A 14,391-nucleotide genomic window follows, 5' to 3' on the forward strand; every position below is an offset into this window, starting at 1 on the left:
ACTTCATTCGATCTGATTCGTTAAATAGCGGGCTATTCGCCTCATCAGATCGATAAACTTGTCTCGAAATCCGTCTCTCTCGCTACGATCGGTCAAACCCGACAGGCTCCTTAGGGATGGATCAGCCATGGGGAGAAGTCATCCGCCAGCTCACCATCCGTCAACCACTCTATCCAGCCGCAGGTATCGACAAGTGCCGTCATCAGACTCGATCCGAGTGATCACGGTAATCGGCAGGATCCGCCTCCTTCATGGTGCCACGCAACGCCAGGATGTTCTGGGTCGGCACCAGTTCAATCACCCGCCCCTTGGCCAACACCGTGAAGGTCTGGCCGGCTCCGAGACCGAGCTTTTCTCTCACCTCCTTGGGGATGGCGAGCTGGTACTTGCTGGAGAGAGTTGCCGTGGCCATTTTTACGCCTCCCTGATCGATCAAACTTTAACCATCATGGGTCGACCGATGGCATCAGTCAACGTCGCAGGATGCCCTCAGCGGCGATGGCGGGGTTCTCTCGTTTTCGTCCGCTAAGGGCCTAGACGGCCACCCGGGCCCGGTTGCGCCCCTCGGCCTTGGCCTGATAGAGCGCCTCGTCGGCCCGCTTCAACAGGCTGTCGAGGTCTTCTCCGGGTACGGCCAGGCAGGCCCCCACGCTGATGGTGACGGCTCCCCCGGCCACCTCGATCGAGGCGACCGCACCGCGCAGGCGCTCGGCGACGCGGGTCAGGGTCGGCTCGTCGCAGGGCGAAAGCAGCACCAGGAACTCGTCGCCTCCCCAGCGCGAGGCCCGGTCGTAGGGACGCAGCCCGTCTTGCAGCGTCTCGGCGACGCGGACCAGGGCCTGATCCCCTGCCGCATGACCGAGGCCATCGTTGAGCTCCTTGAAGCAGTCGAGATCCAGCCAGATCAGCCCGAAGTGGCTCCCCTCCCGGGACGCCCGCAGGATCTGCTCCTCCAGCCACCGCTGCATGCCGCGACGGTTCATGAGGCCCGTCAGCACATCACGGATGGCCACCGCCTCGAGTTCCTCGGTGCGCTCGCGGACCCGCTCCTCGAGATCCCGGGTATGGCGCTGGATGGCCTCGGCCATGGAATGGAAATGGCGCATCAGCCGGCCCATCTCGCCCCGCCCCCGGGGCAGATCGGAGGGCGACATGTCGCCTTCCTTGACCCGCTGCATGGCGGCTTCCAGGGCCGCGATGGGCACCAGCAGCTGTCGGCGCAGCGCCAGGTGGAAGACCAGCAGCGTGACCAGCAGGGTGAGCACGAACACCACCGCCACAGGCGTGAAACCGTCCAGCGGCATCAGGGCACCAAGGTCGAGCAACGTCACCTCGAACCAGCCGAGGGCCGGGAGAAAGGCCACGCCGGCCAGGTGGCGCTTGCCCTCCACGGTGACGAACTCGGTGCGCACGTTCGGCGACTGGTCCGGGGCCTCGCGCAGCTCGCGCATCATGCCGGAGAGCGCCTCGGCGTCGCGGGGCAGGTCCACCAGCAGGTCCAGGGTACGCTTCTGCCCCTCCGGCTTGACGAAACTGGCGTAGTCGATGAGGCGACGGTCGCGGTAGAGCTGGATGGCGCCGTTGTAGTCGACGAACAGGGTGGTGATGCCAGGCTGCTGGATATCCACGACCTCCTGCAGGAAGCCCTCGAGCTCCATGCCGGTGCCCACTACCCCCAGGATCTCGCCATCGGCGTCCCGCATCAGGACATCGATCCACAGCTTGGTGACGCCGAGCTCCACGTCAGGATTGACGTTGAGGTGGAAGTCCCGCCCCTCCTCGATCAGGCGATAGAACCAGGCGTCTGCCGGTCGACTCTGCCGCAGCCGGTAGCGTAGGCGTTCGCTGGTGTAATCGCCGGCAGCATTGTTGTGGTAATAGCCGCCGCTGCCTCTCAGCGCGACGAAATAGCTGTTGTCGCGGAAGTTGCGACGGAAGCTTTCCATCTCCGCGAAGGCCTGGGCCTCGAGCGCCGGATCGTCGGGGTCTCGCGCCCAGCGCTGCAGCACGATGGAGTCGGCCATCTGGCGCGCCAGGGCAATCTCCCGCTCCAGGGGCTGCAGCAGGCGACCGCTGTCATACTGCACCTGGATGGCCGCGACGCGCTCGCCCCACTGCTCGATGATGCCCTCGGTGATGCGCTGGAAGACGGTCCAGGCGGCCGCCGATGCCACGAGCACGAGGCAGGCGGCCAGCAGCAGGAAACGGGTCTTAAGGCTCAAGAACGGCTCTCCCCGATCGGCCCGATGGCAGGATGAGAACCTTCCTTTTACACGATATTACAGGCCGTTGCACGACAGCCCGTCAACGCTGGGGCGCCCGCGCGCCCATGGGGCATCGCGTGCCGCTCGGCCCGGCCCGGGGCCACTCGCTGGCGGGACGCTAGAGGCACGCCGCCAGCTGGCGATGCAGGTCGAGGCGGCGCGTCTCGTCGATGAAGGCGGCTTCGATGGCGGTGCCGGCCAGCTGGATGAAGATCTCCTTCGACCAGCCGAAGGCCTCGGCACAGGCCTCGAAGTTGGCCAGCATGCCGCCGCCGAAATAGGCCGGATCGTCGGAATTGAGGGTCAGGCGCAGGCCGGCGTCGAGCAGCTGCGGCAGGGGATGGTCGGTCATGCGCTCGACGACCCGCAGGCGCACATTGGAGAGCGGACAGACGGTGAGCACCACGCCCTCGTCCCGCAGTCGGGCCACCAGTTCCGGGTCCTCCAGGCAGCGCACGCCATGGTCGATGCGACAGACATCCAGCAGGTCCAGAGCCTCGAGGATGTAGTCGGGCGGCCCCTCCTCACCGGCGTGGGCGACCCGGGAGATGCCGAGCTGCCGTGCCCGCTCGAACACCTCGACGAACTTGGCCGGGGGGTTGCCACGCTCGGCGCTGTCCAGCCCCACGGCATCGAGCATCTCCCAGTAGGGGGCCGCGCTCTCCATCAGCGCCATCGCCTCTTCGGCCGGCCGGTCGCGCAGGAACGCCATGATCAGTGCCGAGGACATGCCCAGCTCGCGCTGTGCGTGGCGTCGCGCCTGTGAGAGCCCCTCCATCACCACCGGCAGCTCGACGCCGCGGACCCGGTGCGCCTGGGGATCGAAGTGCATCTCGACGTGCACCACCCCCTCGGCACTGGCGCGGCGGAAGTAGTCCATGGCCAGGTCATGGAAGTCCTCGGCGGTGCACAGCACGCTCATGCCCTGGTAGTAGAGGTCGAGGAAAGACTGCAGGTCGGAGAAGTCATAGGCCGCCCGGACCTCCTCCACGCAGGCGTAGGGCAGGCTGACGCCGTTGCGCTCGGCCAGGGAAAACATCAGCTCGGGCTCCAGCGAGCCCTCGATGTGCAGATGGAGTTCGGCCTTGGGCAGGCGCCTGAGGAAATCACGCATGGCACACCTCGTCCAGGAGAGTCGTCGGTCTCATCCTGAAACATCCTGACCATGCGTGCAAAGTCGTCCACCCCGCAGGGTCAGGCAGCGGTCGATGCCGGGCGGGTCGATGGCGTCGCCGAGCTGGTGCACCAGGTAGATGACGGTGCGCCCCGCCAACCACGCATCGAGGCGGGCCGCGAGCCGTGCCGCGGTCTCGACATCGAGCCCGGCGAAGGGTTCGTCCAGCACCACCAGGTCCGGTTCGCGCAGCAGCAGCCGAGCGAGAGCGAGGCGCCGGGCCTGGCCGCCGGAGAGCCGCCGGCCGCCCTCTCCCACCCGGGTATCGAGCCCCCGGGGCAACGCCCCGGCCCAATCGGCGAGTTCCACCATCGCCAGCACCCGCCACAGCCGTGACTCGCCCGCCTCGAGGTCGCCCAGGCGCAGGTTGGCGGCCAGGGTATCGTCGAACAGGTCCGTCTGCTGGGTCAGCAGGGCCACTCGGGAGGTCAACGCCGATTCGGGCCAGGCCTCAAGCGCCACGCCACCCAGCCGCACCTCGCCCGCTTCGGGCCTGAGCTGTCGCGTCAGCAGCCCGGCCACGCTGGACTTGCCCGCCCCGGATGCCCCGCACAAGGCCAGCCGCTCGCCGGGTCTCAGGCCAAGGCCGACCTCGGCCAGGGCCGGCACCAGGGCGTCCGCATGGGTCAAGGTGATATCCGTAAGGGTCACCGACAGGGCCCCCACCGGCAGCCGTGCAGGCGAGTCCGCCGTGGCCAGGCACGGCTGCTGCACTTCCAGCGCATTGAGGCGCTCGGCGGCGCCCCGCGTGGCCCCCAGCCAGGTGAAGGCGGCCGGCAGCGGGGCCAGCGCTTCGCTGATGGCCAGCACCGCCAGCGGCATCATCACGGTCAGCGGCCCGGACAGCAGCCCGGCGCTCCAGGCCTCGGCCGCGAGCCACAGGGCCAGGAGCACTGCCAGGCCCACGATCAGCGACGCCAGTGCATTGCCGAGCGCCACCCGCCGTCCCAGGCGACGCTGATCCCGGTAGAGCCGCGTCTCGATGGCGGCCAGCCGAGCGCGGTGATCCGCCAGGCTGCCATACGCTTCCAGCTCCGCCAGGCCCTGGACCTGCTCGATGAGTCGTCCCCTGAGCCGTTCGAGATCGCCAACCTGGCGATGGCTGGCGGCCATGCCCAGACGGGCCTGGCCCGCCGTCAGCCAGAGCCAGCCCAGCAGCAGCAACGCGCCAATCGCCACGCCGACCCGCGGCGACCAGAGGGCCAGGAACGCGGCCAGGCCGAGGATCGCCAGCAGCGCCACCAGCGCCGGCGCCAACAGGCGCAGGTAGAGGCTGTCCAGGGTGTCGATATCCACCGTCAGGCGGTTGAGCCAGTCGCTGGCGCGTCGACGCGACAGGGCGTGGGCGTCGAGGCCGGAGAGCACGGCGAACAGCCGTGAGCGCAGGTCGGCGAGCAGTCGCAGCACGGTATCGTGGTTGTACAGGCGCTCCACGTAGCGCGACACCGTGCGGGTCACGGCGAAGAAGCGAATCCCGCCCCCGGGGACATACACCTCCAGGGTCGCGGCGATGCCCGCCGCCAGCAGCAGGCCGGTCAGCGCCGTCGACGTGATGAACCACCCCGAGAGGGCCAGCAATCCGATGGCCGAGACCAGGGTCAGCGCCATCAGCAGGGCGCCCAGGAACAGCCGGCCGCGACGCTGTCCGAGCAGGGCAAGCCAGGGGCGCAGGGTGCGCCAGAGCGAGGCGTCAGGCGAGGGCATCGTGGCTCGCCTCCTGTACCGTTGCCTGGGCCTCGAGCGACAGGCGGCGCTTCGCCAGCGCCATCAGGGCGGGATGATGGGTCGCGATGACCAGTGCCCGCCCCTCATCGGCCAACGCCTGTAGCGCCTCGATGAGGTAGCCTTCTGTCTCGGCGTCCAGGCTGGCCGTGGGCTCGTCGAGCAGCACCAGTGGGGCCCGGGAGAGGAAGACCCTGGCCAGGGCCAGCCGCTGTGCCTGACCCCCGGAGAGGCCGACCCCGCGCTCTCCGAGGCGTGTCTCGAGCCCGTGGGGCAGTGCCGCCAGCAGCTCGCCGAGGCCGGCCCGGGCCAGTGCCCGGCACATCTCGGCCTCGTTGGCGTCGGGCGCCGCCAGCCGCAGGTTGTCCGCCAGGCTGCCCTGGATCAGCAGCGGGCGCTGGTCCATCCAGGCCAGACTCAGGCCCTCGGCCACGCGAATGCTGCCGCTGGCGGGCGCGATGAAACCGGCCAGCAGCTGCAGCAGGGTGGACTTGCCGACGCCCGACGGACCGGTGACGGCCACCACGTCTCCCGCGGCCAGTGTCAGGTCGACGGGCCCCAGCACACGCCCCCGCCCCACATGCTCGACGCTGGCGGCTTCGAGCTCGACCAGCACATCCCGCGAGGGCGCCGGGACGGCCCCGCCCGACAGGCGCCCGGCATCGGGGGCCTCGTTGAGCAGGGCCACCAGCCCCTCGGCGGCCCCCAGCGCCGCCGCCCGGTCATGGTAGTGCTGGGAGAGGCTGCGCAGCGGCTGGAAGAATTCCGGTGCCAGCAGCAGCACCAGCAGGCCGCTGAACAGGGTCAACTCGTCCGCGGGGCCATATTCGATGTAGCCCAGCAGGCCGAAGCCCACGTAGATCGCCACCACGGCGATCGCCACCGAGGCAAAGAACTCCAGCACCGCCGAGGAGAGAAACGCCAGGCGCAGGGTGCGCATGCTGCGCTGCCGGTAGTCATCGGCGGCGGCATGCACCTCGCGGGTGGCCTGGGCCGTGTGACCGAACAGCTGCAGCGTGGTGATCCCCCGCACGCGGTCGATGAAGTGGCCCGAGAGTCGCGCCACGGCGGCGAACTGCTCCTGGTTGAGCCGTTGTGCTCCCATCCCCACCAGGGCCATGAACAGCGGGATCAACGGCGCCGAGATCAGCAGAAAGATGGCCGCCAACCAGTCCAGCCACAGCACCGCCAGCACGACCGGCAGCGGCACCAGCACCGCCAGGCGCAGCTGCGGCTGGAACCGGGCGAAGTAGCCGTCCAGGGCCTCCACCTGCTCCACCAGCTGGCTGGCAAGCGACGCGCTGTGCCGCGACGTCAGCTTTACAGGCCCCAGTCGCGCCAGGTGATCGAGCAGCGTGCGCCGGACGCGCCGGCGAATCCGCAGGCTCGCCGCTTGCGCCAGCGTCTCTTGCAGATAGAGCGCCAGGGCACGCAGCGCCAGCATGGCCAGCATTCCCGCCAGCAGCGGCGCGAGCTCAGCCAGCGACGCCCCGTCGACGAGCAGGCGACCGATGAACCGGGCCAGCAGCACCAGCTGGGCGATGGTCACAAGGCCGGCCGAGGTGCCTGCCAGCACGGCGAGACGTAGCCGCCGGCGTTCGCCGGCGGCCAGGTCTCTCAGGTAGCGGCGCGCGGTCAGCTCGCCTGTCGCCGCGTCGGGCGCGTCCATCGGCTCAGTGATACCCCTCACCGGGTCGCACCTTGCCGCGGAACACCCAGTAGCTCCAGGCGGTATAGGCCAGCACGATGGGGATCACGAAGAGCACCCCGATCAGCAGGAAGAGCTGCGAGCCCGGATCCGAGGCGGCATCCCAGATCGTGTAGTCGGGCGGCACGATCACCGGCCACTTGCTCATCACCAGCCCCAGATAGGTGAAGAGGAACAGGCCCAGGGTGGCGATGAAGGGCTGTCCCTCGCGACGCTGGCTGATGGCACGCCACAGCAGCGCCGCACAGGCCAGCGCCAGCACCGGGAAGACCCAGATCAGATTCAAGTGGCCGAACCATCGCTCGCGAACCCCGACATCGACGAACGGGGTCCAGACGCTGATGATCGCGAACACCCCCAGCACCGCCAGCAGCAGGCGCGGCGTGAGCCGGTAGGCCCAGGCCTGGACCGCCCCCTCGGTCTTCATGATCAGCCAGGTGGCGCCGAGCAGGGCATAGCCTGCCATCAGCCCCAGGCCGGTGAGCACGCTGAAGGGCGTCAGCCAATCCAGCGGCCCCCCCACATAGACGAAGTCCTCCACGGCGAAGCCCTGGATATAGGCGCCCACCACCACGCCCTGGGCGAAGGACGCCACGGCGGATCCCCAGCAGAAGGCACGGTTCCACCAGTGACGGTTGCGGTGCGACTTGAAGCGGAACTCGAAGGCGATGCCGCGGAAGATCAGGCCGGCCAGCATCAGGAAGACCCCGATGTAGAGCGCCGGCAGGAACACCGAATAGACCAGCGGGAAGGCCCCCAGCAGACCGGCCCCGCCGAGCACCAGCCAGGTCTCGTTGCCGTCCCAGACCGGCGCCACCGAGTTCATCATCAGGTCACGCGACGCCTCGTCCGGGGCGAAGGGAAAGAGGATCCCCACGCCCAGGTCGAAGCCGTCCATCAGCACGTACATGATCACCCCGAAACCGATGATCAGGGCCCAGATCAGTGTCAGGTCGAATGCTTCCATGATTCAGCTCCTTCCCGGTTGGCGAGAGGCGTCATCGAAGGTCGCATGGGCGGCCGACAGGGGACGCTTGGGCCGTTCCACCTCATGGTCATGAGGCGCTTCGGGCAGCATGCCCTGGCGCACCACCCGGGTCAGGTAGTAGAGGCCGGCCCAGAACACCACCGCGTAGACGGCGATATAGCCGACCAGGGTGAACAGCGCCATGCCGCCGGTGAGCGACGGCGTCAGCCCCTCGGCATGGGTCATCATGCCGTAGACCAGCCAGGGCGCCCGGCCGGTCTCGGTGACGAACCAGCCCGCGAGTACCGCGATGAAGGGCGTCACCGTCATCACCCGCAGCAGCTGCAGGAAGCCGCGATGCTCGAAGACCCGTCCACCGCGACGCAGCCAGAGCCCTGCCAGGGAGACGGCGATCATGACCAGGCCAATGCCCACCATCACCCGGAAGGACCAGAACACCAGCCATACCCGCGGCTGCTCCTCGGGCGGCACCTGGCTGACCCCGGGCACCTCGCCGTCGGCATGGTGGGTCAGGATCAGGCTGGCGAGGCTCGGGATGCCGACCTCGAAGCGGTTCTGCTGGGCGTCCTGGTCGGGCCAGGCGAAGAGCAGCAGCGGCACATGGGAACTGCGCTCCCAGTTACCCTCCATGGCGGCGACCTTGGTCGGCTGGTGCTCCAGGGTGTTGAGGCCATGAAAGTCGCCCAGCACCGCCTGGGCCGGCGTCAGCACCAGCAGCAGCCACAGGCACATGGAGAGGGCCTTGCGATTGGCCTCCACGTCGCGCCGGATGAGCAGGTACCAGGCGCTGACCCCGGCCACCACGAAGCCGCCAGTCAGGAAGGAGGCCAGCACCATGTGCCAGAAGCGATAGGGGAAGGAGGGATTGAAGATCGCCTCGCTCCAGGAGGTCACATGGAAGCGGCCGTCGATCAGCTCGATGCCGGCCGGGGTCTGCATCCAGCTGTTGGCCGAGAGGATCCAGAACGAGGAAATGAAGGTCCCGGTGGCGACCATGATGGCGGCGAAGAGATGCACGCCCTGGGGCACCTTGCCTCGCCCGAAGAGCAGCACCCCGAGGAAGGCGGCCTCGAGGAAGAAGGCCGTGACCACCTCGTAGCTGAGCACCGGGCCGAGGAAGTTGGATGCCGCCAGGGAGAAGTTGCTCCAGTTGGTGCCGAACTGGAAGGACATGACAATGCCCGACACCACCCCCATGCCAAACACCACGGCAAAGACCTTGGTCCAGAACAGCGCCAGACGGTCCCATGCCGGGTTGTCGGTCTTGAAGAAGAGGCCGTTGAGCAGGGCGATATAGGACGCCAGACCGATGGTGAACACCGGGAAGATGGCGTGGAAGGCGACCACGAAGGCGAATTGCAGTCGCGACAGCAGCAGGGGATCCAGTTCCATCACGCACTCCTGATTGCGGCGGAGACGGGGCTCCACAAAGACAGAGTCATCAAGGGATGCGCACGGCACTCGTTGGTGCCCTTGTACGTGAGGCCGCCATGCTCATGGCGCCTTGCCGCATTCCTCCTTACCCATGCCCAGCCTAGACCAGTCTGATGGCAACGCCCTCAAGGCGTGTCATGACACCAGACGTCATGACCTTATCACTCGGCAAGCCCACTATCCTGCGCCCGGCGGGCGGACCTGACCACCAGCGGTGCCGTGTCGCAGTGTCGCAGCGGGCTCAGCCCGCTGCGCCGCCCCGGATGACCATGCTGACCATGTAGGCGGTATAGCCGAGGAACATCGCCAGCAGGGCGGCGCCCTCAGCCCGGTTGATGCGGCCCTGGCGACCACGCCAGCCCATGGCGAAGACCGCCATCATCACCGTCATGGCCATCATCAGGCTCCAGTCGCGCAGCAGCACCTCGCGACCGGCCTCGATGGGCGCGATCACCCCGGCCAGGCCCACCACGCCCAGGGTATTGAAGAGGTTGGAGCCCACCACGTTGCCCAGCACCAGGTCGTGCTCGCGGCGGCGCAGGGCACTGATCGAGGAGGCCAGCTCCGGCAGCGAGGTACCCACCGCCACCACGGTCAGGCCGATCACCAGATCGCTGACGCCGAACCCCTGGGCGATGGCCACCGCGCCCCATACCAGGATGCGCGAGCTGACCACCAGCAGCACCAGGCCGATGCCCGTCCAGACGAGCCCGGCCTTCAGCGACATGGGGTGCACCGCCAGGCTCTCCTCGGTGTCGCTGGACAGGGCATCGCTGCCGTCGCGCAGCCCGAGATAAATGGAGACACCGATGAAGGCCGCCAGCAGCCCCAGCAGCAGGATGGCCTCGAGGCGGCCGATCACCCCGCCCCACAGCAGCAGGGCGGAAAGCAGCGTAACACCACCCAGTACCGGCAGTTCGCGACGCACCACCCCGGAGTGCACCGCCAGCGGCGAGATCAGCGCCACCAGGCCCAGGATCAGGCCCATGTTGGCGATGTTGGAGCCGTAGGCGTTGCCCAGCGCCAGGCCGGGGTTGCCCTGACTGGCCGCCAGGGCGGAGACCACCAGCTCAGGGGCGGAGGTGCCGAAGCCGATCACCAGCATGCCGATCAGCAGCGGGGACAGGCCCAGCCGGGCGGAGGTCGCCGCCGCCCCATCGACGAAGCGCTCGGCGCTCCATACCAGCAGGACCAGGCCTGCCAAAACCGCCACGGCGGGAACTAACATGTCGTCTCCTCGGGAACATTCAGGCCCGCATGTTTGTATATGGTGTCGCTTGCGTCAACGTGCCACACTGGATTTCCGACATCTGACGGCACGAGGAGACCCCATCGCGGTGCCCAGGCTCGCCTTTCGCACCCCCACCCTGCCCCGGGGAGCCCCCCTGGTGGATCGCTCGCCACCGGAGACGCGCACCTCACGGCGACGGCTGCGGGCCTGTCACGAGTGCGACTGGCTGGTGGCGCTGCCGCCACTGCACGCCGGCGAGAAGGCCGACTGCCCGCGCTGCGGCCATACCCTGGCCAGCCGCCATTACCGCCCGGCCCAGCGCAGCATGGCGCTGGCGCTGGCCGCCCTGGTGGCGCTGGCGCTGGCGGCCTCCTTTCCCTTCGTCAGCTTCAGCATCGGCGGCATCGGCAACCGCATCGAGCTCTCCCAGACCGCCACCACCCTGATCGGTCTCGACCAGCCGCTGGTGGCCATCGCGGTGCTGCTGACCATCGCCGTGCTGCCCGCCGTCTACCTCGCCGGGGTGGTCTGGCTGCAGCTCGGCCTGCTGCGCCAGGCACCGCTGCCGGCCAGCCGCAGCATCGCCCGCTCGCTTTCCCACCTGCACCCCTGGATGATGGCCGACGTCTTCATCGTCGGCGCCCTGGTGAGCCTGATCAAGATCGCCGGCATGGCCGAGATCGAGCTGGGCATCGCCTTCTGGGCCTTCTGTGTCTTCGCCCTGCTGCTGCTGGCCACCACCCAGTCGCTGGACGCCGACTGGATGTGGTTCTCGCTGGCCGGCGAACCCCTCGCCCCGGAGGGCACCCGGACCGGCGAGCCCGCCGCCGTCCAGGGCCTGGCCGGCTGCGCCACCTGTGGGCTGGTCAACCGGCTGGATGACCACGGCCACGGTCGCTGCCGACGCTGTGGCGAGAACCTGCACGCGCGCCTGCCCCACAGCCTGCAGCGCACCTGGGCGCTGCTGGCCGCCGCCACGGTGATGTACCTGCCGGCCAACCTCTACCCGATCATGACCACCACCAGCCTGGGCCATGCCAGCCCCTCCACCATCATCGGCGGGGTCGTGGAGCTGATCCAGATGGGCTCCTGGCCGGTGGCAGTGGTGATCTTCGTGGCCAGCGTGATCGTGCCGGTAGGCAAGCTGGTGGCACTGGCCTGGCTGTGTCTGGTGGTCAAGCGCAGCGATGAGCTCAACGCCGCGACCCGCACCCGCCTCTACCGCCTCACCGAGTTCATCGGCCGCTGGTCGATGGTCGATGTCTTCGTGGTGGCGATCCTGGTGGCGCTGATCCGCGCCGGTGCCCTGATGTCGATCACCCCGGGCCCCGCCGCCCTGGCCTTCGCTGCCGTGGTGGTCAGCACCATGCTCGCCGCCATGACCTTCGACCCGAGACTGCTCTGGGACCCGTCCCTGCCGCGTGAGTCCCGCCCCGCACAAGGAAGCCCGCGATGACCGAGCCCCCCGAGACGCCCGACCGGGACAGCCACCGCGCCCATGCCACGCCCCAGGCCCGGCTCTCGCCGATCTGGATCGTGCCCCTCGTGGCGATCCTGATCGGCGCCTGGCTGGTCTACGACAACTACCGCAGTCGCGGCCCGCAGATCACCCTGATGATGGACAGCGCCGAGGGCATCGAGGCGGGCAGCACCCTGATCAAGACCCGCAACGTCGAGGTTGGACGGGTCGAGCGGGTCCACCTCTCGGATGACCTCTCCCGGGCGGTAATCACCGCCCGCATGAGCCCCGACACCGATGCCATGCTGGTCGAGGACAGCCGCTTCTGGGTGGTCAAGCCCCGCATCGGCCGCGAGGGCATCAGCGGCCTGGGCACGGTGCTCTCCGGCGCCTACATCCAGCTCGAACCGGGCCAGAGCGAGATCGACAACCGGGAGTTCGAGGTCAGCGACCAGCCGCCGGTCTCCCCGGCCGGGGCCGAGGGGCTGCGCATCAACCTGGTCAGCCAGCTGGGCAACTCGCTGAACGTCGGCGACCCGGTCACCTACCAGGGCCTTATCGTCGGCCGGGTCGAGGAAGCCAGCTTCGATGCCGCGACCCGGCGCATGCACCACCGCATCTTCATCGAGAGCCCCTACCACGACCTGGTCTCCGACAGCACCCGCTTCTGGTCGGCCAGCGGCTTCGACCTGCGCCTGGACTCCGAGGGCTTCCGGGTCAATATCGATTCCCTGGAGACCCTGCTCGGCGGCGGCGTCACCTTCGGTGTGCCGGAGGACCTGCCCCGCGGCATGGCCGTGGAGCCCGACGCCACCTTCAGCCTCTACCCCGACGAGGAAAGCGCCCGTCAGGGGACCTTCAATCGCTACCTGGAATATGTGCTGCTGGTAGAGGACACGGTGCGCGGCCTGTCTCGGGGCGCCCCGGTGGAGTTCCGCGGTGTGCGCATCGGCACGGTGGCGGCGGTGCCCTGGAACTTCACCGCTCCCCAGCCGGATTCCCGCTCGAACTTCGCCATCCCGGTGCTGATCCGCATCGAGCCCCAGCGCCTGGGCATCGACTCCCAGGAGCTCGACCTCGAGGAGTGGCGCACGCGCTTCGAGCGCCTCTTCGGGCTGGGGCTCAAGGCCTCGCTGAAGAGCGGCAGCCTCATCACCGGCGCGCTGTTCGTCGACCTCAACTTCCAGCGCGACCAGGCCGACGATTACGTCGCGGAGACCTTCGCCGAGCGCAGCGTCTTCCCCACCACTTCGAGCGGCTTCGCCCAGATCGAGGCACAGGTGACCGCACTGCTCGACAAGCTCAATGGCCTGCAGCTCGAACCGCTGCTGGAGGGGCTCGACCGCAACCTGGCGACCTCCGAGGCCATGCTCGTCGAGGTCCGCGAGCTCACCGCCAGCATGCGCACCCTGGTCGACGATCCCGGTACCCGGGCGCTCCCCGGCAACCTCAACCGCACCCTGGAGGAGCTACGCACCACCCTCGAGGGGGTCTCGCCAGATTCCGCCGCCTACGGCGATTTCACCTCGACGCTGCAGCAGCTCGAGCGACTGCTGCGCGACCTGCAGCCCACGGCGAGAACGCTGCGCGACAATCCCAGCGCCCTGTTCTTCGACCGCCTGGATGGCGAAGACCCGCTGCCCAGGGCACCGCAACGCCAACCCCGAGGAAGCGCTCCATGACGCCCATCAAGGCCTTGATCGCCGCCGGCCTGTCGCTGTGGCTGGCCGGCTGCGCCGCCAGCGGGCCGGCGCCGAGCCAGTACACCCTGCCCGCGAATGCCGGCGGTGACCCGGCACGCATCGCCGGGGCAGAGGCCACGCATCGGCTGGTCGTCGGCCAGCCCCGGCTGGCCCGCTTCCTGGAGGTCGACGGCCTGGTGCTGCAGCTCGATGACATCACCCTCAACGAGGCCAATCACCACCAGTGGGCGGAGCCCCTCGGCCTGCAGCTCGAGCGCGGTCTGCGTGCTCGGCTGGCCACTCGCCTGCCGGATACCCAGGTCATGCGCGACGATACCGACAGCCGAAGAAACGCCACCGCCGTCCTGCGCCTGGAGGTGGACCGCTTCCATGGCCGCTTCGACGGCCGGGCCGTGGCCGGGGGCCAGTGGCAACTGCGTGACGGCGCGGGCGAACTGCTGGCGATGGCCCCCTTCGCGGTGGAGATCGAGCTGGCCCAGGACGGCTACCCCGCCCTGGTGCGTGCCCTGGGCCGCGGCTGGGACCGGGTGACCGACGAGATCGCCGCGGAAATCAAACGGCTGCGCTGAGTCACGCACTATGGCATAATATCGTGACGCGGCGATCGCTGGTCCCTCCTGCCGCGCCAGATTCCTTTTACACGCCTTGGCCCGGGACTGACCACGTCGTATACCGACGCGGCGCGACCAAGGCGTCTCTGCGGAGACC

Annotated in this window: 11 protein-coding genes; 3 read left to right on the forward strand and 8 right to left on the reverse strand. The window is 68.7% G+C overall.

The genetic code is table 11. From position 1 onward, the window contains the following. Window positions 1–202 precede the first annotated feature (202 nt). The 8 genes from OP497_RS10830 to OP497_RS10865 all read right to left on the reverse strand — a co-directional run bounded on the left by OP497_RS10830 (window position 203) and on the right by OP497_RS10865 (window position 10,518). Window positions 203–412, reverse strand: a complete 210-nt coding sequence (locus OP497_RS10830; protein ID WP_280548245.1) for an AbrB/MazE/SpoVT family DNA-binding domain-containing protein — start codon at window positions 410–412, stop codon at window positions 203–205. A 121-nt stretch (window positions 413–533) separates the two neighbouring features. Next, window positions 534–2,222 carry a diguanylate cyclase gene (locus OP497_RS10835; protein WP_280548246.1) on the reverse strand — a complete coding sequence of 563 codons (1,689 nt, stop codon included), beginning with the start codon at window positions 2,220–2,222 and terminating at the stop codon, window positions 534–536. Window positions 2,223–2,382: 160 nt separating this feature from the next. After that, complete coding sequence (locus OP497_RS10840) at window positions 2,383–3,378, reverse strand: adenosine deaminase (RefSeq protein WP_280548247.1); 996 nt, start codon at window positions 3,376–3,378, stop codon at window positions 2,383–2,385. A 30-nt stretch (window positions 3,379–3,408) separates the two neighbouring features. Continuing rightward, window positions 3,409–5,142 (reverse strand): thiol reductant ABC exporter subunit CydC, encoded by a 1,734-nt coding sequence (gene cydC, locus OP497_RS10845; RefSeq protein ID WP_280548248.1) that lies wholly within the window; start codon window positions 5,140–5,142, stop codon window positions 3,409–3,411. Then, window positions 5,129–6,829: a thiol reductant ABC exporter subunit CydD gene (cydD, locus tag OP497_RS10850; RefSeq protein ID WP_280548350.1), complete on the reverse strand. Its 1,701-nt coding sequence runs from the start codon at window positions 6,827–6,829 to the stop codon at window positions 5,129–5,131. The genes cydC and cydD overlap by 14 nt, the downstream gene beginning before the upstream one ends. Window positions 6,830–6,833: 4 nt before the next feature. Then, complete coding sequence (cydB, locus tag OP497_RS10855) at window positions 6,834–7,835, reverse strand: cytochrome d ubiquinol oxidase subunit II (protein WP_280548249.1); 1,002 nt, start codon at window positions 7,833–7,835, stop codon at window positions 6,834–6,836. A gap of 3 nt (window positions 7,836–7,838) precedes the next feature. Beyond that, window positions 7,839–9,248: a cytochrome ubiquinol oxidase subunit I gene (locus tag OP497_RS10860; RefSeq protein WP_280548250.1), complete on the reverse strand. Its 1,410-nt coding sequence runs from the start codon at window positions 9,246–9,248 to the stop codon at window positions 7,839–7,841. A 283-nt stretch (window positions 9,249–9,531) separates the two neighbouring features. Next, window positions 9,532–10,518 (reverse strand): calcium/sodium antiporter, encoded by a 987-nt coding sequence (locus tag OP497_RS10865; protein WP_280548251.1) that lies wholly within the window; start codon window positions 10,516–10,518, stop codon window positions 9,532–9,534. A 109-nt stretch (window positions 10,519–10,627) separates the two neighbouring features. On the opposite strand from OP497_RS10865, the gene OP497_RS10870 reads away from it, so the two are divergent. From OP497_RS10870 to OP497_RS10880, 3 genes are read left to right on the forward strand one after another with little or no spacing between them, the layout of a single operon-like run. Then, complete coding sequence (locus OP497_RS10870) at window positions 10,628–11,977, forward strand: paraquat-inducible protein A (RefSeq protein ID WP_280548252.1); 1,350 nt, start codon at window positions 10,628–10,630, stop codon at window positions 11,975–11,977. Beyond that, window positions 11,974–13,662, forward strand: coding sequence for an intermembrane transport protein PqiB (gene pqiB, locus OP497_RS10875; RefSeq protein ID WP_280548254.1), 1,689 nt, complete (start codon window positions 11,974–11,976; stop codon window positions 13,660–13,662). The genes OP497_RS10870 and pqiB overlap by 4 nt, the downstream gene beginning before the upstream one ends. After that, window positions 13,659–14,252, forward strand: a complete 594-nt coding sequence (locus tag OP497_RS10880; RefSeq protein WP_280548256.1) for an ABC-type transport auxiliary lipoprotein family protein — start codon at window positions 13,659–13,661, stop codon at window positions 14,250–14,252. Before pqiB ends, OP497_RS10880 begins: the two co-directional genes overlap by 4 nt. Window positions 14,253–14,391 lie beyond the last annotated feature (139 nt).

The organism is Halomonas sp. 11-S5, from assembly GCF_029889825.1.
Taxonomy (GTDB): domain Bacteria; phylum Pseudomonadota; class Gammaproteobacteria; order Pseudomonadales; family Halomonadaceae; genus Halomonas.

Coding starts and splice junctions, on each gene's coding strand:
- pqiB (WP_280548254.1), top strand. CDS start 11,974: ATGACCGAGCCCCCCGAGACGCCCGACCGGGACAGCCACCGCGCCCAT.
- cydD (WP_280548350.1), bottom strand. CDS start 6,829: ATGGACGCGCCCGACGCGGCGACAGGCGAGCTGACCGCGCGCCGCTAC.
- cydC (WP_280548248.1), bottom strand. CDS start 5,142: ATGCCCTCGCCTGACGCCTCGCTCTGGCGCACCCTGCGCCCCTGGCTT.
- OP497_RS10880 (WP_280548256.1), top strand. CDS start 13,659: ATGACGCCCATCAAGGCCTTGATCGCCGCCGGCCTGTCGCTGTGGCTG.
- OP497_RS10865 (WP_280548251.1), bottom strand. CDS start 10,518: ATGTTAGTTCCCGCCGTGGCGGTTTTGGCAGGCCTGGTCCTGCTGGTA.
- OP497_RS10860 (WP_280548250.1), bottom strand. CDS start 9,248: ATGGAACTGGATCCCCTGCTGCTGTCGCGACTGCAATTCGCCTTCGTG.
- OP497_RS10840 (WP_280548247.1), bottom strand. CDS start 3,378: ATGCGTGATTTCCTCAGGCGCCTGCCCAAGGCCGAACTCCATCTGCAC.
- OP497_RS10830 (WP_280548245.1), bottom strand. CDS start 412: ATGGCCACGGCAACTCTCTCCAGCAAGTACCAGCTCGCCATCCCCAAG.
- cydB (WP_280548249.1), bottom strand. CDS start 7,835: ATGGAAGCATTCGACCTGACACTGATCTGGGCCCTGATCATCGGTTTC.